Origin of the sequence: Vibrio sp. Hal054, from assembly GCF_037162405.1 — a bacterium.
GTDB lineage: Bacteria > Pseudomonadota > Gammaproteobacteria > Enterobacterales > Vibrionaceae > Vibrio > Vibrio diazotrophicus.
The window spans coordinates 3,182,996-3,204,508 of record NZ_JARLUT010000001.1 but is presented as its reverse complement, the minus strand read 5'-3'; the positions used below and the strand labels follow the sequence as shown (position 1 = coordinate 3,204,508).

The 21,513-nt window shown below is 46.1% G+C and carries 17 protein-coding genes; 8 read left to right on the top strand and 9 right to left on the bottom strand.

All coding sequences use genetic code 11. From position 1 onward, the window contains the following. Window positions 1–28: 28 nt before the first annotated feature. The gene (locus tag P4S58_RS14935) at window positions 29–382 is read right to left on the bottom strand and encodes a PilZ domain-containing protein (protein ID WP_102963024.1); all 354 of its coding nucleotides are present in this window, start codon (window positions 380–382) and stop codon (window positions 29–31) included. 320 nt (window positions 383–702) lie between these two features. Here P4S58_RS14935 and P4S58_RS14930 point away from each other — a divergent pair, with 320 nt between their 5' ends. Next, entirely contained in the window at window positions 703–3,060 is a 2,358-nt protein-coding gene (locus P4S58_RS14930; protein ID WP_102963023.1) for a fatty acid cis/trans isomerase, read from the top strand. Window positions 3,061–3,151: 91 nt separating this feature from the next. Here the strand turns inward: P4S58_RS14930 and yjfF are convergent, their stop codons facing one another. From yjfF to P4S58_RS14895, 7 genes are all read right to left on the bottom strand, one after another. Beyond that, a complete protein-coding gene (yjfF, locus tag P4S58_RS14925; protein WP_042488181.1) occupies window positions 3,152–4,156 on the bottom strand; it encodes a galactofuranose ABC transporter, permease protein YjfF in 1,005 nt (334 codons plus the stop codon). 3 nt (window positions 4,157–4,159) lie between these two features. Then, window positions 4,160–5,176 (bottom strand): galactofuranose ABC transporter, ATP-binding protein YtfT, encoded by a 1,017-nt coding sequence (gene ytfT, locus P4S58_RS14920; RefSeq protein WP_102963022.1) that lies wholly within the window; start codon window positions 5,174–5,176, stop codon window positions 4,160–4,162. 7 nt (window positions 5,177–5,183) lie between these two features. Then, window positions 5,184–6,689, bottom strand: a complete 1,506-nt coding sequence (gene ytfR, locus P4S58_RS14915; protein WP_102963021.1) for a galactofuranose ABC transporter, ATP-binding protein YtfR — start codon at window positions 6,687–6,689, stop codon at window positions 5,184–5,186. Between the two features lie 179 nt (window positions 6,690–6,868). Then, on the bottom strand, window positions 6,869–7,828 hold the full coding sequence (ytfQ, locus tag P4S58_RS14910) for a galactofuranose ABC transporter, galactofuranose-binding protein YtfQ (RefSeq protein ID WP_042487879.1): 960 nt from the start codon (window positions 7,826–7,828) through the stop codon (window positions 6,869–6,871). Between the two features lie 566 nt (window positions 7,829–8,394). After that, window positions 8,395–9,381, bottom strand: a complete 987-nt coding sequence (gene araH, locus P4S58_RS14905; protein ID WP_042487882.1) for an L-arabinose ABC transporter permease AraH — start codon at window positions 9,379–9,381, stop codon at window positions 8,395–8,397. Between the two features lie 17 nt (window positions 9,382–9,398). Beyond that, window positions 9,399–10,913: an L-arabinose ABC transporter ATP-binding protein AraG gene (gene araG / locus P4S58_RS14900; RefSeq protein WP_042487887.1), complete on the bottom strand. Its 1,515-nt coding sequence runs from the start codon at window positions 10,911–10,913 to the stop codon at window positions 9,399–9,401. 60 nt (window positions 10,914–10,973) lie between these two features. Further along, entirely contained in the window at window positions 10,974–11,972 is a 999-nt protein-coding gene (locus P4S58_RS14895) for an arabinose ABC transporter substrate-binding protein (RefSeq protein ID WP_042487890.1), read from the bottom strand. A gap of 363 nt (window positions 11,973–12,335) precedes the next feature. Here P4S58_RS14895 and P4S58_RS14890 point away from each other — a divergent pair, with 363 nt between their 5' ends. From P4S58_RS14890 to P4S58_RS14865, 6 genes are all read left to right on the top strand, one after another. Continuing rightward, entirely contained in the window at window positions 12,336–14,039 is a 1,704-nt protein-coding gene (locus P4S58_RS14890; RefSeq protein WP_102963020.1) for a ribulokinase, read from the top strand. After that, window positions 14,032–14,763: an L-ribulose-5-phosphate 4-epimerase gene (locus P4S58_RS14885; RefSeq protein WP_281252083.1), complete on the top strand. Its 732-nt coding sequence runs from the start codon at window positions 14,032–14,034 to the stop codon at window positions 14,761–14,763. The genes P4S58_RS14890 and P4S58_RS14885 overlap by 8 nt, the downstream gene beginning before the upstream one ends. A 3-nt stretch (window positions 14,764–14,766) precedes the next feature. Then, window positions 14,767–16,269, top strand: a complete 1,503-nt coding sequence (gene araA, locus P4S58_RS14880) for an L-arabinose isomerase (RefSeq protein ID WP_102963018.1) — start codon at window positions 14,767–14,769, stop codon at window positions 16,267–16,269. A gap of 57 nt (window positions 16,270–16,326) precedes the next feature. Continuing rightward, a complete protein-coding gene (locus P4S58_RS14875) occupies window positions 16,327–16,857 on the top strand; it encodes a hypothetical protein (RefSeq protein ID WP_102963017.1) in 531 nt (176 codons plus the stop codon). Window positions 16,858–16,922: 65 nt separating this feature from the next. Beyond that, window positions 16,923–17,762: an arabinose operon transcriptional regulator AraC gene (gene araC / locus P4S58_RS14870; RefSeq protein WP_042487905.1), complete on the top strand. Its 840-nt coding sequence runs from the start codon at window positions 16,923–16,925 to the stop codon at window positions 17,760–17,762. Between the two features lie 183 nt (window positions 17,763–17,945). Then, window positions 17,946–18,770, top strand: coding sequence for an HDOD domain-containing protein (locus tag P4S58_RS14865; RefSeq protein WP_042487908.1), 825 nt, complete (start codon window positions 17,946–17,948; stop codon window positions 18,768–18,770). Window positions 18,771–18,861: 91 nt separating this feature from the next. Here the strand turns inward: P4S58_RS14865 and P4S58_RS14860 are convergent, their stop codons facing one another. After that, window positions 18,862–19,770 carry a DMT family transporter gene (locus P4S58_RS14860; protein ID WP_102963016.1) on the bottom strand — a complete coding sequence of 303 codons (909 nt, stop codon included), beginning with the start codon at window positions 19,768–19,770 and terminating at the stop codon, window positions 18,862–18,864. A 142-nt stretch (window positions 19,771–19,912) separates the two neighbouring features. On the opposite strand from P4S58_RS14860, the gene rmuC reads away from it, so the two are divergent. After that, window positions 19,913–21,445, top strand: a complete 1,533-nt coding sequence (gene rmuC, locus P4S58_RS14855) for a DNA recombination protein RmuC (RefSeq protein ID WP_102963073.1) — start codon at window positions 19,913–19,915, stop codon at window positions 21,443–21,445. The last annotated feature ends 68 nt before the right edge of the window (window positions 21,446–21,513 follow it).

Genomic DNA, 21,513 nt, shown 5'->3' with positions numbered 1-21,513 from the left:
AATAGCGGGTTTTTTATTTGTTTTCTATCTATTGAGAGTTTTTGGGAAACACGTTGGGATGGTGCTTACGCATATACCTTTGCTCGCCAATCATCTCTTTGAATGACAGGCCTTGCGATAACAGGAAAATCACTTCATTACCGACCGTTCTCAGTACTTTACCTTTAACTTGAATATTGGTGTCAAAGGCATTGAGAAGAATTTCACCTTCAACAGTGTCGTTAGGACTAAACAATGAAGTATCACGCACAATTACACGCATGCCCTGTTCCGAAATTTCACTGATTTTAAATTCTTTGCTTTGAACTCGGAATGTAGGCATGGCTACCTTGGTTTTGTAACTTAGACGAAAATATTGTCTTTGTTCAGTTTGATTCGTCATCTTAGTTAATTTGGCTTAGCCACTCTTCATAATTAGGTAAAGACGCAGCAGTGCATTTTTCTCTGCTCAGTTAGTTAAAGTTTATCTACTTTTCCTGATTTTTCGAAGCGAGTTCTCTATCAATCAGTCATTATTTAGCATGTTTGACAACATCTCGAGGGATTATTTCATTCAATTGCCCTGAGTAAAAATGATTTGTGTAATAAATAGCGACAGAAGGTAGTCAGAAAGATAGATTTCACATGGTATTTTCTTTTGTTCATTGAAAATATAGTACTCTCTACTTTAATTAACCTTGGTTAACACAAAACTATAACTATATGAATTTACGAAAGCTCTTTTTTGTCATTTTGGTATTAGTTTTCTCTGGTTGTGCCACCTATGCTGGGCTCAACTACGATGAACTGTTTGGTGCACCTGAAGTTCGTGAGCGTCAGGTGGCTTTAGACTCGCCTCAAGCTCAGTATTTTATGCAAGAGGTGAAACCCATCATCGATAACCGATGTGTGGTTTGCCATGCTTGCTATGACGCACCTTGTCAGCTGAAACTCTCTTCGGTGGAAGGGATTGATCGCGGCGCAAGTAAAACTCAAGTTTATGAAGGTACGCGCTTAAGTGCGGCAACACCAACTCGCTTGTTTGAAGATGCTCAAACCACTCAAGAGTGGCGTGATTTTGGTTTTCATCCTGTGCTGAATGAACGAGATCAATCGACACGAGCAAACCTTGAAGCAGGGCTGGTGGCAAGACTGCTTAAACAAAAAGAGTTACACCCTCAGCAGCAGCAAGATCAGCTGGAGGGGTTCGATTTTTCTATTTATCGAGAGCAGCAATGTCCGACATTGGAAGAGCATGAGGCTTACCAACAGGAGTACCCTGACTGGGGAATGCCTTTCGGCATGCCAAACCTCAATAAGAGTGAGTACAACAAGCTAATGGCATGGTTGGAAAACGGCGCTCAGATGAATGAACACATACCGCTGACGGCATCGCAACAAACCTTAGTTGATAACTACGAAACACTGTTAAATGCAGATGGTAAGAAGAACCAGTTAGCGGCTCGCTATATCTACGAGCATTTGTTCTTATCCCATATTTATTTTTCTGATCTGAACGAGAAAACGCCACGTTTCTTTACGCTTGTTCGTTCTGCAACACCGCCGGGTGAGCCTGTTAGACGCATTGCAACTCGTCGTCCATATGATGATCCGCAAGTTGACCGCGTTTATTACCGCATCATCCCAGAGCAAGGCACCATAGTTGATAAAACCCATATGCCTTACGCCTTGAATAAGAAGCGTATCCACAATTGGAAAGCGTGGTTTATCGATGCGGATTACAAAATTAAGGAACTGCCAAGTTACGAGCCTTCGGTAGCCGCTAACCCGATGACCGCTTTTATCGATTTGCCCGTCAATGCGAGATATCGTTTCTTACTCGATAACGCTCAGAATACCGTGATGGCGTTTATTAAAGGTCCGGTCTGTCGAGGTCAGCTGGCGCTTAACGTTATTAATGATAATTTCTGGGTGTTCTTCTTAGACCCAGACAAAGCCAACATTACAGAGGTTAACGAGTTTTACCGCTCTCAAGCTGATAACTTAAAACTGCCAGCGGAGCGCGAAGACACCATCAACCCAATTGCTACTTGGATTAGTTATGCCAAGCAGCAAGCTCGCTATCTGGAAGAAAAATCTGAGTTCTCGGCTAAGCAATTTAAAAATGGCCGCCACGTGACAACGGATTTGATTTGGTCTGGTGATAGTACTAACCCCAATGCCGCGTTAACTATTTTCCGTCACTTTGATAGTGCGTCTGTGGCACAAGGTTTGGTAGGACGAAAACCAAAAACCGCATGGGTGTTAGATTACGCATTACTTGAGCGTATTCATTACTTGCTGGTAGCAGGCTTTGATGTCTATGGAAACTTCGGTCATCAGCTCGTGACCCGCATGTTTATGGATTTCTTGCGCTTAGAAGGTGAAAGTAACTTCATTACCTTACTGCCTCAGAAAACACGGCATGAGGAATTGTCGAGCTGGTATGAGGATCAAAGTGCGTATTTTACCGAGTTTCTATTGCGTAACGTGAAGCCATTTGATGAGCCGAGTAATATCGAGTACACCACAGATGACCCGAAATCAGAGTTGTTTGATCAGCTACGCGAACATGTCCAGCCAGTACTTAGCCAACGATATGACATCGTTAATACCGGGTTTACCGCTGATCATGAATACGCACTTAACAGCGTCAATTATATTAAAGGTGAGGGTATACTACCGATCCCTCAGTTAATGATGCTAATGATTGAGTCCAAATCGGGTGAGTCGCAACTGTTTACTCTGATCCACAACAACGCTCACAGCAACATTTCCAGCTTGTTTGATGAAGAGGACAACCGAGTCCCTGAGAAAGACACATTAACCTTGGTAAGAGGTGTTTTGGGTAGTTATCCGGCAGCCTATTTGTCGCTTAAAGAAACTGAAATTCCTGAGCTGGTGGCACGTTTGAAAACACTGGATGGTGAAGAGAGCTATGTTCAGCTACTGGATCGGTTTGCGGTGCGTCGCAGCTCACCAGATTTCTGGTCTTTCAGTGATAAAGTTCATCAATGGTATAAGCAAGATCAGCCGATTGAATTTGGTTTACTGGATTACAACCGGTTTGAGAACCGATAATCCAAAGCGAAAAGAGAAGCCAGTCTTAAAACTGGCTTCTTTGCTATTAACTCGTAACTCGGAGATATCGATGTTTCTAAGTCGAAGATAACTATGAATCTCCGGTTGCTAGTGAGCCTATACGGCTGGTGTTCACCACTTTGCGGCGTTCGCTCATTATGATCAACAGACGTTGCAGAGCGATAAAGCTGAACAGCAAAATGCCGACGATGATTTTGGTCCACCAAGAACTCAACGTGCCGTCGAAAGTAATGTAGGTTTGGATTAGCCCTTGTATAAGCACGCCAAATAACGAGCCAAACACAGTGCCGACACCGCCGGATAGCAAAGTACCACCGATAACCACAGCAGCGATAGCATCCAGCTCAACACCGACAGCAGCGAGCGGATAGCCCGCAGAGGTGTAGATAGAGAACACAATGCCGGCACAGGTGGCCAAGAAAGTGGAAAGCATGTAGATACCGATTGTGGTGCGTTTCACCGGAATCCCCATCAAACCCGCTGACGTCGCATTACCGCCAATCGCGTACACGTTGTTACCAAAACGGGTGCGGTGAGCCACAAGCATCCCGATGGCAACGACGATAAGCATCACCACTGCCAACAAGCTTAATCGACCACCGCCGATGATATGCCATGAAAAGCGAGACATCTCACGATAGATAGGGTGCTCAATAGGAATGGACTGTTCTGAGATTAAAAAGCTGACTCCGCGCAGAAAGAACATACCAGCCAGAGTGACGATAAAGGCTGGGATTTTTAAGGTATCGATAATCCAGCCCATTAAACCGCCAAACAATGATCCCATCACCAATACCATGATAATGGCAGTGAAAGGGTGAACGCCCCATTCACCTATCACCGTGGCGAGGAAGATACCGGTAAATGCGACTACCGAACCCACTGACAGGTCAATACCACCAGAGAGGATGACGAAAGTCATACCAACGGCGAGTATGCCTAAGAAAGCATTATCCGTCAGAATGTTACAAATCACCCGAGTGCTCATGAAAGCTGGGAACTCTACCATGCAAAACGCGTAGCCAATCAGGAACACTGCGATGGTGATAAACAGAGGAAAGTTACGTTTTATCATGATCTATTTCCTCTTAATCAATTGAATAACTGTCGGGGATTGCAGTATCAACACGGTTAACACCACAAGCGATTTCACAATGTGGTTCCATTGCGGTTGATAACCTGACAACAGAATACCCGTGTTGATGCTCTGAATGATAAAAGCGCCAACCAATGCGAGTAACAGATTAAAACGGCCACCCATCAGAGATGTTCCACCAATAACCACCGCTAAAATGGCGTCCATTTCTAACCATAAACCGGCGTTGTTGGCGTCAGCGCCTTTGATATCTGCTGCGACAATGATCCCTGCGATAGACGCCATCACACCACTGATGACATACACCGACATCACAATTGCTGGGGTATTAATACCTGCGTTTTTGGCAGCTTTGATATTGATACCCACAGACTCGATAAAGAGCCCCAATGCTGTTTTCTTGGTGAGTGCCCAAACAATCAATAAGGCACACGCCAACAACAGGATTGGGGTAGGGAAATAGAACAGTGAACCACTACCAAACCAAGACAAAGTGTCGTTGTTAAAGGTGATGATTTGTCCCTCTGTGATGAGCTGTGCGACACCGCGCCCAGCGACCATCAAAATCAAGGTGGCGACAATCGGCTGGATTTTACACACCGCAACAAGGAAGCCGTTCCATAAACCACATGCCACACCCGCTAACACTGAACAGAGCAAAATGGTTGATGGCGCATAACCTTGCTCAGCCATACTTGCCAGAACAGCACCGCTTATCGCCATCACCGCACCAACGGAAAGGTCGATACCGCCAGTTGCGATAACCAGTGTCATCCCGATGGTAAGCAGTGCAACAGGTGCACCTCGGTTAAAGATATCGATGACACTGCCAAACAAGCGGTCATCTTGAATGTGAATAGAGAAAAAGTTATCAGCAATCAAACTGTTCACAATGAACAGCAGAATAAGAGCAGCAAGCTGTGGCGTGCCTTTTGGCAGTGTAAATCTATTGCGCTGCTCGGGCTTCTTGACTGACTGCAGTGGATTGAGCGTATTCATAATCACCTCAACTCGCAATCGCTTGCATTATGGCTGGTACGGAAAGTTCTTCTGTGGATATCTCTGCTACTGGTTTTCTGTCTCGTAACACGATGACGCGGTCGGCGTAACCAACCAGTTCTTCGAGTTCGGAAGAGATAACCAACAGAGCGAGCCCGTTAGCACAAAGACTTTCAATCAGACGAATGATTTCGGCATGTGCGCCGACGTCGATACCTCGTGTGGGTTCATCGAGAATCAGGAACTTCGGTTTAGTAAGCAACCATCGAGCAAGTAGAACCTTTTGCTGATTACCACCAGAGAGGAACTCTACAGGTTGGTCAAGGCTCGGAGTTTTGATGGCTAGCTGGTCGATATAGCGTTGTGCCACCGCTTCCTGCTCTTTACGAGAGATGGGTTTAAACCAGCCGCGTTGTGCCTGTAAAGCCAGAATAATATTTTCACGAACAGAAGCCGCGCCAATGATGCCGTCGGTTTTGCGATCTTCAGGGCAGTAACCAAAGCCCAGATGGGAGGCTTGACGAGCTGATCGAACCTGAATAGGGCGACCCTTCAGAGAACAGGTGCCGGAATCGCTTGGATCAATACCAAAAATCACTTTCGCAGTTTCGGTACGGCCGGAACCTAATAACCCAGCCAAACCTACAATTTCTCCGGCATGAACTTCGAGATTGAAGGCGTGGATGGTGCCTTTTTTGCCATAGTTAGTGAAGGACACCATCGGCTCATTGTGTTTACGCGTTTTGCCCGCACGTTTCAGAGCCGTATCTTCCAGCTCGCGGCCGAGCATCATTTTAACCAGCTCAATTTGTGGTAGTTCACGGGTTTCTTTGGTGCCAACCAACTGACCGTTGCGTAATACGGTAATGCGATCACTGACTTCATAAACTTGATCAAGAAAGTGAGTGATGAAAATCAGGCTCACGCCTTTCTCTTTGAGCCCCAGCATGATGTTAAATAACATTTTCACTTCGTTGCTATCGAGGCTGGCTGTCGGCTCATCAAGAATCAGTATTTTGGCTGACAGTGAAATTGCTCTGGCAATCGCAATCACTTGCTGAATCGCAACGGAGAACTGGTTGAGAGGCTGAGTCACATCAATATCTAAGCCATAGCTAGTGACGATTCTGCGTGCTTTTTCAGCCATGGTTTTACGGTCAACAAAGCCCCATTTTTTAGGTTCATTGCCGATGAAAAGGTTGTCCATCACGGACATGTTCGGTAGCAGGTTAACTTCCTGATAAACCGTGCCGATCCCGAGATGTTGTGCATGAGCGGTATTCTGTGGAGAGATGGATTGACCATCGAGAGTAATTTCGCCGCCATCACGTTGATACACGCCGGTTAAGGTTTTCACTAACGTTGATTTACCTGCGCCATTTTCCCCCAACAACGCCATGATTTCGCCTTTTCTCAGGCTGAAATCGACATTTTCTAGCGCTTTAACACCGGGGAAATATTTGCAGATCCCTTTGGCGTCTAATATGACATCTTGCTGATTGTTTAACGGCATAATAACTCCAACAATCTATACTCTTCCCACTTGAAGCTGCAGCGGCGTTGGCTACGTTCGTTCACCCCAATCACATAGCTTATCTATGCTCATGGGGATTCACTTACTTGCCGCCTACCTGCAACTCCAAGTGGTTTGAGTATAAAGCATGCCTCCCTAATGGGAGGGTGATAATAAAATTAATAACCTAAGTCTTTTTTCATTTCTAACTGAGCTTTTGCATCAGCTGGTAAATATAAATTGGACTCGGTAACAATTTTCTTCGGTGGAATTGTGCCTTTATCTTTATAAGCCATTAGTGCATCAAGAGCAGGGCCAGCCATATTTGGAGTTAGCTCAACGGTTGCATTCGCTTCACCGTTCATCATCGCTTTAAATATATCTGGAACCGCATCAATAGAGACAATTAAAATATCGCTGCCAGGTTTTAAACCTGCTTCTTTAATTGCTTGAATTGCACCGATTGCCATATCATCGTTATGGGCGAATACCGCACAAATATTTTTGCCGTTATTCTCTGCTTTAATAAAGCTTTCCATAACTTCTTTACCTTTACTGCGGGTAAATTCGCCTGACTGAGTACGCACAATTTTAATATTGTCGACGGTATCTACAGTGTCGCTGAAGCCTTTTTTACGGTCGATAGCCACACTCGCACCCACGGTGCCTTGCAGTTCAACCACGTTACATGGTTTGCCAGCTACTTTGTCGATTAGCCATTTACCCGCTACAGCGCCTTCCAGCACGTTATCAGCGGTGACCGCAGTCATATAAAGCGAGTCATCTTCTACTGTGATACCACGGTCTAGCAGAAACACGGGAATGCCGTAATCTTTTGCTTCTTCAAGCACTGGTCCCCAACCGGTTTGTACTACAGGTGCGATAAAGATTGCGTCTACACCTTGTGCGATGAAAGAGCGTACCGCTTTGATTTGGTTCTCTTGCTTTTGTTGTGCATCAGAAATTTTCAGTGTTACACCGCGTTTTTCAGCTTCAACTTTGGATACTGCTGTTTCAGCTGCTCGCCAGCCTGATTCAGATCCAATTTGAGAGAAACCAACGGTTAATGAGGCAGCCATTAGTGAACCAGACATTAGGATGGTACTGACAGCAGTTGCTAAAGTGAGTTTTTTTAACATGATTAAATCCCTATCTTGTTTAACTCTCTCTCCGTTCAAGAAACGACAGCGTTTTTATGAATGTACTTACTCCGCAACATAGATGTCATTATATCGGTTCTACGCTAAGGATACCTGTTCACTTTTGCTTAACTGACATTTCAAAGACCTTGAGAAATTCTTGTTTCACGTATTGCTCATTATTAAAAATTATTAAAATAGCCATGAGCAATGAAATATTAAGACGCATAAATTATCGGTGGTTAGATTTTAATCACATAAAAAATTTGGTAGCAAAATAGTCCATTTTATTAGCAACTTATTCCCAAAAAACTAATACCTAAGTGCAATCAAAATATTGCATTTAATTGAGTAGCGATTACGGTTTTTATTTTCTTGAATAAAAAAAGCCCTCTTACAACAGAGGGCAACATGAGAAAGGTATATAAATGGAGGCTTTATTTATCCTTTCTATTTGATATTGCAGTCGTAATGGCTTTCTTTGTTTGCCCAATCTCAGAGATTGCTATGATTAATCGACTCACGCAGATACTGATCTGCAATGCCAAATAGTTTGGTAAATATTTTTACTGAGATTTCTGTTTGTAACGGTCAAAAATAACCGCAGCAAGCAGAATCGCACCGCGAACAACATATTGAGCAAATGGAGACATGTTCAACAAGTTCATCGCGTTTTCTACCGTACCGAGGATTAGGACACCTGCGATAACGTAAGAAACTTTACCAATACCGCCTTTCAGTGAAACCCCACCCAATACACACGCTGAGATAACCACTAGCTCGAAACCAACCGAAGTCATTGGCTGACCTGAAGTCATACGTGCTGCGAGGATGACGCCCGCCAGTGCAGAGATAAAACCAGAGATGGTGAAAATCATCATCTTGGTTTTGACCACATTCACACCCGCTAGACGTGCCGCTTCTTCGTTACCACCAATCGCCAGCGTGTTGCGGCCATATACGGTGCGGTTAAGAAGGAAGGCAAACACACCGAAAGTGATCAGTGTTAACCAGATTGGAGTCGGGATACCCAGAATTGAAGAGTTGCCAAGGGTGAAGAAGCTCTCTTCTGTGATACCTACGGCTTTACCGTCAGAGATGATATAGCCAAGACCACGGGCAATTTGCATCGTAGCCAGTGTCGTGATCAGCGCGTTGATTTGCAGTTTGGCGATCACGAAGCCGTTTAGCAGACCAAATACCACACCAGAAAGCAGGCCAGCACCGATACCCAGTACCACGCTGCTGGTGGCGTTGATAGCCACTGCGGTTACAACGCCAGAGCAGGCGATTATAGAGGCAACGGAAAGGTCCAAGTCGCCACAAGCCAGACAGAACAACATGGCGCACGCCACCATACCGCTCATTGAAATCGCCAAGCCTAGGCCTTTCATATTGATGAAGGTTGCGAAGTAAGGAACAAACAGTGCGCAAAGCAGAAACAGACCTGCGAACACCATCAGCATTCCAAATTTGTCCCAGATTTTAGAGAAGTGAAATCCGCCGGATTTCTCCTCTGATGCCATCGCTTTAGTAGGGCTAGATAAAGACATAATGATATTCCTCAGGTTTAAGCTGCCGCCGATTCTTTGTCGAGCATTGCAAGACGAAGAGCGGTTTGTTCGTTAAATTCATCTCGTTGAAGTTCGCCCGTTACTGCGCCATCTTTCATGACAAGTATGCGGTCAGATATCCCCAACACTTCAGGTAAATCGCTGGAAACGACCAATACGGTGACTCCGTTTTCCGCCAGCTTAAAAATCAATTCGTAAATTTCAGATTTTGCACCCACATCGATACCGCGTGTCGGTTCATCCAGTAAGATCACGCTCATCGCGGTAGACAACCAACGACCAAGAATCACTTTCTGTTGGTTACCGCCAGACAGTTTGCCGATAGGCTGTTCAAGTGATGCTGCCTTAACATTCAATGCTTTTTTTTGCTTGGTTGCGTTCTCTTTTTCCCAACCGAAATCGATCAGGCTGTTAAATTTAAGGTGCCATGGACGTGCACTGATGTTGGTGTTTTCTTGCACCGACATGATTGGCACAATGCCATGTGCTTTGCGGTCTTCAGAGCAAAGAGTTATGCCTGCCCGAATCGCGTCTTGTGGCGATTTAATGCCAATTTTCACATCGTGAAGGTAAAGGTCACCCGCCGTTTTACGTTCCGCACCAAACACCAATCGGGTCAGTTCGGTACGTCCCGCGCCGACAAGACCAAACAAGCCAAGAATTTCACCTTGTTTGATATCCAATGAAACCGGAGCAGAAAGCCCTGGGCCTTGAATGTTTTCTAGGCGTAAGCCACTTTTGCCCAGTTCTCTTGAGCGGTAGTTGTAGATGTCGTTAATTTCGCGGCCAACCATCAGTTCTACGAGACGATCGTGAGTCAGTTCCGACATGTCTTCAAATGAACGAACGTGTTGACCATCTTTGAAGATGGTAATGGCATCACAGAGATCGAAAATCTCTTCCATACGGTGAGAGACATACATGATGACTTTGCCAGCATCTCTTAACTCACGGATAACCTTGAACAGGTTTTGGATCTCACGCTGAGACAAGCTACTGGTCGGTTCATCGAACGCGATAATTTGCGCGTTGCGGCTAAGGGCTTTGGCGATTTCCACCATTTGCCATTGGCCGATAGATAATTCTTTTAGTTGGCATGCAGGGTCGAAAGTTTCACCGAGACGCTCTAACTGCACACGTGCATTTTTGTTTAGCGTTTCGGTATCCACTCGGCCACCTTTGGTTGGAAGCTGCCCAAGATAAATATTTTCAGCAACGGTTAGCTCAGGAACTAAGTTCAGTTCTTGGTAGATAATAGCGATACCGTGCTCAAGTGCATCGTTGGTTGAGGTAAGGTTGATTTCTTTACCGTCAATCGCGATATGACCTTCTGTTGGCTGGTGGAACCCACTCAAGGTTTTAAGCAGAGTTGATTTTCCTGCACCGTTTTCTCCCATTAAAGCATGAACACTGCCTGCGCTTGCGCGGAAACTGACGTTGTTCAGTGCTTTTACACCTGGGAAGTGCTTCGAAATATTACAAAACTCTATGTAAGAAGGGGACTTCGCCATGACATTCTCTCCGTTAAATCAAGAGGGTGACGGCCAAAGTAGCCGTCACCGAAATTGAGCTTATAGCCCTTTTTTCGCTAGTTCGTCTTTGAAGTTGTCACGAGTGATAAGAACTACGTCAGTAACTTCAACGAATTTACTTGGTTCAACGCCGTCTTTTACCCATTTGTAAAGTGATTCAATACTCTTGTAGCCGTGTACGTCTGGGCTTGGAAGTAGAGAGCCGTAGAAGCCAGTAGCATTTGCTTTAGCCAGTTCGTTCACCGCATCTACACCGTTGATACCAATACCGATAATGTTGTCAGCACCGAAGCCTTGACCTTCAGTCGCACGGATGCCACCAAGAACAGTGTTATCGTTCATACCAACCACAAGCCATTGTTTAACATTTGGGTATTGAACAAGTAGCGAGTTCGCTGCGTCTAGGGCACCTGGGATGTCGTTAGTTTTTGTTGGTACGCGATAGATTTGACCTTCTGGGAACCCCGCTTGTTTTAGAGCAGAGATAGAACCATCAACACGACGACGTGCAGTGTCTAGCTCATCAGCAGTGATTGCCATGACACCTGTTGTAGAAACGTCCCAGTTGCGTTTTGTCATTTCTTTATAAAGTTCAGAACCTTGGCGCTCACCGATAGCGGTTGCCGCCATCATGACCAAAGGTACGTCAACCATAGGCTCGCCTTTAGCGTTTAGGAACTGGTCATCAACGGTCACGACTTTAAGATCATAGCTTTTTGCTTTCGCCATGATTGCTGGACCTAATTTAGGGTCAGGAGTACAGATAACGAAACCCTTCGCGCCTTGAGCGGCAAGAGTATCGATAGCGTTCAATGTTTTTTCACCATCTGGCACAGCCATTTTTACCACTTCAAAACCTAAGTCTTTGCCGGCTTTCTCTGCAAATGACCATTCCGTTTGGAACCATGGTTCTTCTGGCTGTTTAACTAGGTAGCCTAGTCGCATGTCGTCGCTTGAACCAAAGAATGCATTGGCAGAAGCGCTAAGTAGAGTCAGCCCTGATAAGGCTGTTGCTGTTATTAAGGTTTTTAGTTTCATTGTTATTCCATCCGCTGGGTAGGGGGTTTGTTTCACCGACATCTTTGAAGATTTAATTTGAAGTTGAAGTGATGGAAATCACACCAAAAAAATGTAGCAATTTTGTCCATTCATTTAGCGGAGGTGAACATGATGGTGATCTCAAATGTTACGTTTTAGTGCATTTCTGATTACTTTTGGGGCAAGTGTAATCATTTACACCCGCGATTTGGCCTTATTTATAAAGGGTTAGAACGTTTTTTAAACATCCGCACAGAAATATGTATTTGGCGAATTTGTCCATACATCTAGCAGGCAATGTCATGGCTGAATCATCCATGCAGGGGTATAACAAACAAAAATATCACCCTACATGGAGTTGTTATGAAGCATTTAGCGACACAACCTGCACACGTGATTGGTCTGGACTTTGGTTCGGATTCGGTGCGTGCATTATTGGTCAACGCTGTTAGTGGTGAGGAAGTGGCATCTGGTGTCACTTACTACCCACGTTGGATGGAAGGCCTGTATAACGAGCCTGAGCAATCTCAGTTTCGTCACCACCCGAAAGACTACATAGAGGCGATGACTCAAGCGATACGTGAAGCGCTTGAACAAGTTCCTGCGGACATCGCTCAGTCTGTAGTGGGTATCGGTGTCGATACAACTGGCTCGACGCCAGCCCCCGTTGATGCGCAAGGTAATGTCTTAGCGTTGTTACCTGAATTTGCAGAAAACCCGAACGCGATGTTCATTTTGTGGAAAGACCACACTTCAGTATCCAAAGCGGATTTGATTAATGAACTGGCTCACGGTGGCGAGTTCATCGACTACACCAAATACATTGGTGGCATTTACTCATCAGAATGGTTCTGGGCAAAAGCGGCTTGGGTCAGTGAACAAGATGAGCAAGTGGCGAAAATGGCTCACAGCTGGGTGGAACTGTGTGACTGGATCCCAGCGCTGCTGTCTGGCAACGAACACCCAAGTAAATTCCGTCACGGTATCTGTGCTGCTGGTCATAAAGCGATGTGGCATGACAGCTGGGGTGGCCTGCCAGATCAAAAATTCCTCTCTGCAATTTCGCCAACTCTTGATGGTATTCGTGAGCGTATGTTTGATGAGGTTTATACCTCTGAGGATGTCGCAGGTTACTTAACACAAGAGTGGGCTGAAAAAGTGGGCTTGCCTGCTGGTTTAGCCATTGCGGTTGGCGAGTTTGACTGTCATATGGGCGCTGTCGGTGCAGGTGCTGGTAAACATGACTTGGTAAAAGTGATCGGTACCTCTACTTGCGACATTTTAATGGTCGATGCAGACCAAGTTGGCGACCGCACCATTCACGGTATTTGTGGTCAGGTCAAAGGCAGTGCCTTGCCAAGTTTGATGGCACTGGAAGCTGGTCAGTCGGCATTCGGCGATGTTTACGCTTGGTATAAGCGCGTGCTGATGTGGCCACTTCAAGCATTAGCGAAAACCAATCCAGAAGCGGCCAAAGTGATGGAGCAATTGGATAAAGCGATTATTCCAATGCTTGCGGATTCTGCGCAGCAATATGGATTCAACGACAACTCGCCACTGGCAATGGACTGGCACAACGGTCGTCGTACTCCTTACGCCAACCAACGCCTCAAAGGCGCAGTTACCGATTTGAACTTGGGTTCAACCGCACCAGCGATGTTTGCTGCTTTGGTTGAGTCAACGGCTCACGGCGCGAAAGCGATTGTCGATTGTTTTGTTGACCAAGGTATGGATGTAGAGCGCGTTATCGCCATCGGCGGTATTTCGCAAAAATCACCTTACGTGATGCAGATGTGTGCAGACGTTATCGGCCGTGATATTGCGGTAGCGAGCTCTGAGCAATGTTGTGCCTTGGGTGCTGCTATTTTCGCCGCGGTTGCCGCAGGTATTTACGACGATGCTCAGCAAGCACAGAAAGCGATGGCTAGCCCAATCAGCCAAGTTTACAAGCCGAATGCGGCAGCAAAAGTGCTACGTGAACAACGTTACTCTGCTTACCGTGAACTGGGTCAACACCTAGAGCAAATCTCTGAAGCAAAACATGCTCAGGAGCGTAATCATGGGTGATTTGTTGAATCAACAAGAGCGCCTGAACAAGCTTCGCCATGATGTGTGGCAAGCGAACTTGGATCTCGAACGCCACAAGTTAGTGACGTTCACCTGGGGCAATGTGTCAGCGATCGACCGTGAATCTGGCTTGGTCGTGATTAAGCCAAGCGGTGTGGCTTACGAAGATTTAAGCGCCGAAAACATGGTGGTGGTCGATCTGCAAGGCAATGTGGTGGAAGGCGAGCTGAATCCGTCTTCTGATACTGCAACGCACCTCGTTCTCTACCGAACCTACGCCAAAATCGGTGGTGTGGTTCACACCCATTCGCCACAAGCAACCGCTTGGGCTCAGGCAGGTAAAGCGATTCCTGCTTTAGGTACCACTCATGCGGATTACTTCTACGGCAGCATTCCATGTACTCGAGCGCTCACCAATCAAGAGATCGCTTCCGATTATGAATTGAATACTGGTTTGGTGATTGCAGAAACCATCGGCGACCACGACCCAAATGCGATTCCGGGAATTCTCGTCAAAGAACACGCGCCGTTTTGTTGGGGTAAAGATGCCCATCAAGCGGTGCACAACGCAGTGGTGACAGAGGTTGTTGCCGGAATGGCTATGCAAACTCTGCAGATCAATCCTGCGGTGGAATATATCAATCAAGCATTGCTCGACAAGCATTATCTACGTAAACACGGAGCGAATGCGTATTACGGTCAGTCAGCTAAGAATAAAGGGTAAGTCATGAAAGTATTTAATGAAAAACAAGTTTGGTTTGTCACTGGTTCACAAACGCTATACGGACCAAAAGTGTTAGAAAACGTCGCGCAAGACAGCGCGCAGATCGTTGCCAGCTTCAATCAAAGCAACGCTATCTCAGTACCTATGCTAGATAAAGGTACGGTGAAGTCTCCTGATGAAATCTTAAATGTGTGCCGTGCGGCGAACAACGACCCTGACTGTGTTGGTTTGGTGCTTTGGATGCACACCTTTTCTCCAGCGAAAATGTGGATTGCGGGTCTTTCGCAACTGAACAAACCATTCCTTCATCTGCATACTCAGTTCAATGCCGCACTTCCTTGGGACGACATTGACATGAATTACATGAACACTCACCAAAGTGCGCATGGTTGTCGTGAGTTTGGCTTTATCGGCACTCGTATGGGGATTGATCGTAAAGTGGTGGTTGGTCACTGGCAGAATCCAAATGTTCACGCGGAAATTGATGACTGGTGCCGCGCTGCTATCGGTATTAACGCTGGTCAGAATCTAAAAGTGGCGCGTTTTGGTGACAACATGCGCCAAGTTGCGGTCACCGAAGGCAACAAAGTTTCTGCTCAAATCCAGTTCGGCTACGAAGTGAACGCTTACGGCTTGGGTGAATTGACTGAAGCGGTTCAATCGGTTTCGGATGCGGATGTCTCTCGTCTGCTTGATGAATACGCATCAACCTATGAAATGAAGCCAGAGCTACTGACAGATGCCGCTCTGCTAAAACTGATGCAGCACGAAGCACGCCTAGAAATGGGTATGGAACGTTTCTTAACTGACGTAGGTGCCAGCGCATTTACTAACACCTTCGAAAACCTAACCGGTTTGGGTTCTCTACCTGGTCTTGCAACACAGCGTTTAATGGCGAAAGGCTTTGGTTACGGCGGTGAAGGTGACTGGAAGACCTCTGCAATGGTTCACATCATGAAGCAGATGGGTAAAGGTCGCCAAGGTGGTACTTCATTTATGGAAGACTATACCTATAACTTTGGTGCTACTGATCAAGCATTAGGCGCGCACATGCTAGAAGTGTGTCCGTCAATTGCGGCGGCAAAACCACGTCTCGAAATCCACCGTCATACCATTGGATTGAAGTGTGATGTTCCTCGTTTGCTGTTCAGCGGTAAAGAAGGCGATGCGCTAAACGTGTCTGTGATTGACCTTGGGAATCGCTTCCGCATGGTAGTGAACACGTTGAAAACCGTCGCTCCACCGCAAAGCATGCCTCATCTTCCTGTAGCACACGCGTTATGGGAACCAATGCCAAACCTACAAGTGGCTGCGGCGACTTGGATTCACGCAGGTGGCGCGCACCACAGTGCGTACAGCCAACAGGTGAGTGTGGATATGTTGGCGGATTACGCGGACATTCTGGGAATGGAAATGGTTGTGATCGACGAAAGCACTGAGACTCGTAAGTTCAAGCAAGAGCTGAAAACGAACAGCTTGTACTACCGTCTAGCTTCAGGTGTTTAATCGATAAATTCTCCCTCACAGTGACACGGTTGTGAGGGAGAGGTTGTAGAGGTATTTATGGCGGTTGACGAATCTAAAACAGAGCCGGGCTTCGATGTTCACAGTCCGCTTGATATTAACTACCACCAGTGGACGCTGCGAGTCGCAGGCCAAAATCCGGAGAAGTTTGAACTTCTGTATGCGGATAAGGTGCTGTATCAAGGAAAGCTGGAACTGATCAACAATGGTGAGCAGCTGGATGTCTCTGAGGCTCAGTGGAAGTTTCGTCATCGCCACGATCGAATAGAGCAGTGGTGTCAGCTACACCATGTCGACAAGCTATCCGTCAACATGAACTACTACTTTCACGAGAAAGCGGTAGTGATTGAGTATTTGGCTCGCAATAGCATTCCTACACGTTTAGACATTAGACATGAAATAGTGCCACTGGATAGAGTGGAAAACGATCAACCGCCACAATCAGAACAACCGGATTGGCAACGCTGTCGTCATGGTCTTCCTAGTGAATCTATTCGTCACTCCATTAAACCAGACCTGTTTCGCGAAGCTTTTTCCGCGACTCAATGGATCGTATTAGATAAAATGTGATGTCGAAAATCGCAATACTTCCGGGCTCAACATACACTAGAAAAAATTCTAATGATTGTTGGTCTATGCAAAACACAGATCCACTCAAGCCGGGGTATGACTTTGATGCGCATTTAGTCGCCGGTCTCACGCCTATTATCGAAGGTGACGAGCTCGACTACACCATTGATCGTCCAAACGGCATGAAAGGGTACATCATCAATATCACCAGCAAAGGTGAAGGCACCATTTTTTCCGGTGAACATGAGTTTCATGTTAAAGCTGGAGACTTACTCTTGTTTCCCCCTAGCGCCGCCCATTATTACCGCCGCAAAGAAGACAACGCTTCATGGTTTCACCGTTGGGTGTATTTCCGGCCGCGTGCATTTTGGAATGACTGGTTAAACTGGCAGGAAGAGCGTAATGGGGTTTATGTGACCAGCGGCTTGTCTGCTCAGGACATCGAACACATTGAAAGCTTGTTTGTTGATATCGAATATACGGCTAAATCGGACCTTCCATATCGGGATGATTTGGCAATCAACTTACTTGAGCAGTTACTGATCCGCTGTAAATCAGTGCAGCCTGATGTGGTCTGCAAACCGCTTGATCCGAGAATCATTCAAGCGATTAACTACATGACGCAAAACCTCAATCAGGATTTCACGCTTGAGGAAATTGCTGCGCATACCTGCTTGTCACCATCTCGCTTAGGACACTTGTTCCGCGACGAAATGAAGATGACCATTACCCAATGGCGCGATGACCAACGTATTAGCCGTGCGAAGCAATTGTTAGTGACTACTCACTATTCGGTTAACCATATTGGTCGAATAGTAGGCTATTCCGATCCCCTCTATTTCTCTCGCGTATTCAAGCGAAAGGCAGGTGTCAGCCCGAAGCTGTATCGAGAGAAAATCACCTGACAAATTATCTCAAACAAAGCCGGAGACCTTCTCCGGCTTTGTTTTGTTACTGGCGACATAACAATGATGAGAGCAACTATCTTGAACTAGATTCCAGCTTTAGCTGTAAAGCGCATGGCATTTTCAACAATGATTATTTCTAAACTATAGTTGATTTGTTGGTTGGCAAAAGGAGTAGCCAGAATGAATCAAGAAGCCTTGCTCTCTCGTTTTAATGAATTACCTCGTATTGAAAGTATTCAACAAGAGCTACTGAACATGGTGAACAGTGAGAACCTCAACTTCAGTGAGCTTTCGCGTAAGATGTCGATGGACCAAGTGCTTAGTGCCCGAGTTTTGCGGATGGCAAATTCAGCCCAGTTTGGTGGCGCGCATGGTGTTTCAACGATTAACGAAGCGATTATTCGTGTCGGCAGCGGTGCGGTGCGAACGCTGATCTCTTCTTCGGTTGTGTCTGGTGTTTTCCCTAAACTCGCCACCCTCAATATCAAAGACTATTGGGCCAATACTTTTGAAATTGCCATGATAGCCAGCAAGCTGGCGCGAGCCGCACGCTTAGACCCGAATGAAGCCTTTACGACCGGAGTGCTACACAATATCGGTGAACTTATGATTCATGCATTAGAGCCAGATATTGCATCACAAATAAAATACCGCGTTGATCATGGTGAGGAGTTGATAGCGGTGCAAAAAGAGCTGCTCGATACTGATGCGCAGGAGCTTGGTGCAAGGCTAGCTCGCGAGTGGCAGTTTCCTTCAGATATGGCGGATGCGATAGAAAATGTGAATCATCCGGGCAAGGCAACGGAAGCTAAACGTCTGGCCTGTGTGCTGTTTTTAGCGCGCGAAATCCATAAAAGATGGGACTCATTGTTTGATGAGCGAGAAAAACGTGCGTTTCTCACTCGTCACCCAGCCGCGAAGGCATTGGCGTTATCATCTGATGTTTATATTGAAATTGACCAAGTTAGGGGGCATGGGGTGGAGCTTGCTCACCAATTGTTTTAAATCCACCGCAAAACCTGTTGCTCTTGGTTCTCCCCCTCTGTTGAGGGGAGAATTTAGAGGGGAGGTGTAAAGTCTTGTAAATAAAACATAGTCACGAAGATGAAACCGAGCTGGGTTGCTTGCGAGAAAACTTCAGTTGTTGCACAACAAGACCAATGATGATCATCACTAAGCCGATTAAGGTTGAAGGATGAATCTCCTCGCCAATGATCGTTGCCAGCAGTATGAGAGAGATAAACGGTGAGGCAAAAATCAGGTTACTGATGCGTGCGGTGTTGTTGGTGCTTTTCAATGCGCCGAGCCAGAGCACAAAGGTAATGCCCATTTCAAATAGCCCTACGTAGGTTACTGCCGCCCAACCGTTAAAGGTTATCTGGCTCCATGGAGCGCTTTCATAAAGGTTTAAACCGATAGTAAACGGAATGGCCACAAGGAATCCAAGTAGTACACCGACGACAGGCTCTGCCTGGTTTTTAGTGTTGAGAATCCAGTATCCGGCCCAAAGCAATGTGGAAAGCAGCGCTAAACCGACGCCAAGTGGGCTGTCAAATTTCAAACCCAGTACATCGCCTTTGGTGGCAATGACAATAACGCCTAAGTAGCTGAGAATACAGGCTAGCCAATCTTGCTTTCTGATAGTTTGACCCAAGAAAACCGCTGCCATCAACGTTAAGGTGATTGCCCAGCTATAATTAATGGACTGAGCTTGCGAAGCTGGAAGTAAAGCATACGCTTTAAATAAAATTAAATAGTAAGCCAGAGGGTTAATCAGCCCTAGAAGCAAGTAGTACCAAGGGTTAGCAAAAAAGGTGCTGGCGATCAGATTTAGATGACCTCTTAGGGCGCAAATAATGAATAAAGCCAGTGCTGAGACAATACTTGCGATAGTGAGCATTTGAATCGGCGTGAATTCTGCCAGAGTGAGTTTGAAAGCTGTGGCAACGGTGGACCAAAGCAGAACTGCGGACAGTCCTAGCCCTAATGCGCGACGCTCGTTCATTTGTTTTCCCTAACTTTATTTGACGTTATTTGGCTAGTCTAACGGTGGAATAAATGCGCCACAAACTGGACATTTATCCAGTATGGAAATACCATTTTTGTCAACAGACTTAAGTCACGACTAGACGAAGTAAACCTTTATGATGCAATGGATTATCAACAACATACTGCTTTGGGCTCCTGCACTCGCGAGTGCGATTATCTCTGGGAGCGTAATTGGGCTTTGGGTTAAGCAAAAAATGCAAGTCAGAACCCAGCTGCTCGATCAACAAATTATTAATGATGCTCGCTGGTATCAACAGCAAATCGAGCAACTGAAGGTAAGCTTGAACAACAGTTTGGGTGAGCTGGAAGAGCTGGATCAAGAGCGTGACAAAGCAGAGTTTGAGCTAAAACAACTGCACGGAAAACTGATGGCTGCTATGGAAAAACTGCGCTATTTCGATGCCGTGAAGCTTGAACGAGATCAGTACAACGATGAGTTGAACCACTTACGCGAGCTAAAAGCGCAGCTTGATGTCCAATTGCGTGAGCAAGAAGCGCGTCATCAGCAGCAGCTTGAATCGAATGCAGAAAAACTACGATTGCTGGAAACTGCCGAAGAACGTTTGAAACAGCAATTTGAACACCTTGCTAACCAAGTGTTTGAAGATAAAGCGGCAAAAGTGGATCAACAGAACAAACAGAGCCTTGATGGTTTGTTGAGTCCGCTAAAAGAGCAGTTAGAAGGTTTCCGTAAACAGGTGAATGACAACTTCAACAACGAAGCCAAAGAGCGTCACACCTTGGTGCACGAGCTGCGTAATTTGCAAAACCTCAATGAACAGATGGCAAAAGAGGCGTTGAACCTTACTCAGGCACTAAAAGGCGACAACAAGCAGCAGGGTAACTGGGGAGAGGTCGTACTGGCTCGCGTGCTGGCAGAATCAGGCTTGCGTGAAGGCCATGAGTACGAAACACAGGTTAGTTTGCAAAATGATATGGGCAAGCGTTATCAGCCGGATGTGATTGTTCATCTGCCACAAGATAAACAAGTGGTGGTGGATTCGAAAATGGCGCTGGTGGCTTATGAGCGCTATTTCCATGCAGAAACCGATGAAGAGCGTGATGCTGCTCTGCGCGATCACTTGCTTGCACTACGTAATCACATCAAAGGCTTAAGCCAGAAAGACTACCATCAGCTTCGCGGCATTGAGAGTCTCGATTATGTGCTGATGTTTATTCCGGTGGAACCTGCATTCCAAGTCGCGATTCAGGCTGATCCAAGCTTGGTGAAAGATGCGATGGAGCAAAATATTATCCTTGTCAGTCCAACCACATTGCTGGTGGCGCTGCGCACCATTGACAACCTATGGCGTAATGATCGCCAGAACCAAAATGCTCGTCACATTGCCGAGCGTGCCAGCAAGCTTTACGACAAGCTACGCCTGTTCGTTGATGATATGGAAGGATTGGGTTCTGCGTTAGACAGAGCCAACCAAAATTATCAGGGTGCGATGAACAAGCTTGTCACTGGTCGCGGAAATGCTATCAGTCAGGCAGAAAGCTTTAAGCAGCTTGGGGTTGAAGTGAAACGTTCTATCCATTCTCAGTGGGCGGAAAAGGCACAAATTGGCGAAGATTTTGAAAATGCCCCTTTAGTAGAAAGACATCAAGGAGAGGATAAAGTAAACTGATTGCCCGCGGCAGTTTAGTCACTTTTTTGAACGCTTTTTTCAAAAGGAAAGTACTCAAACAAAGAGTG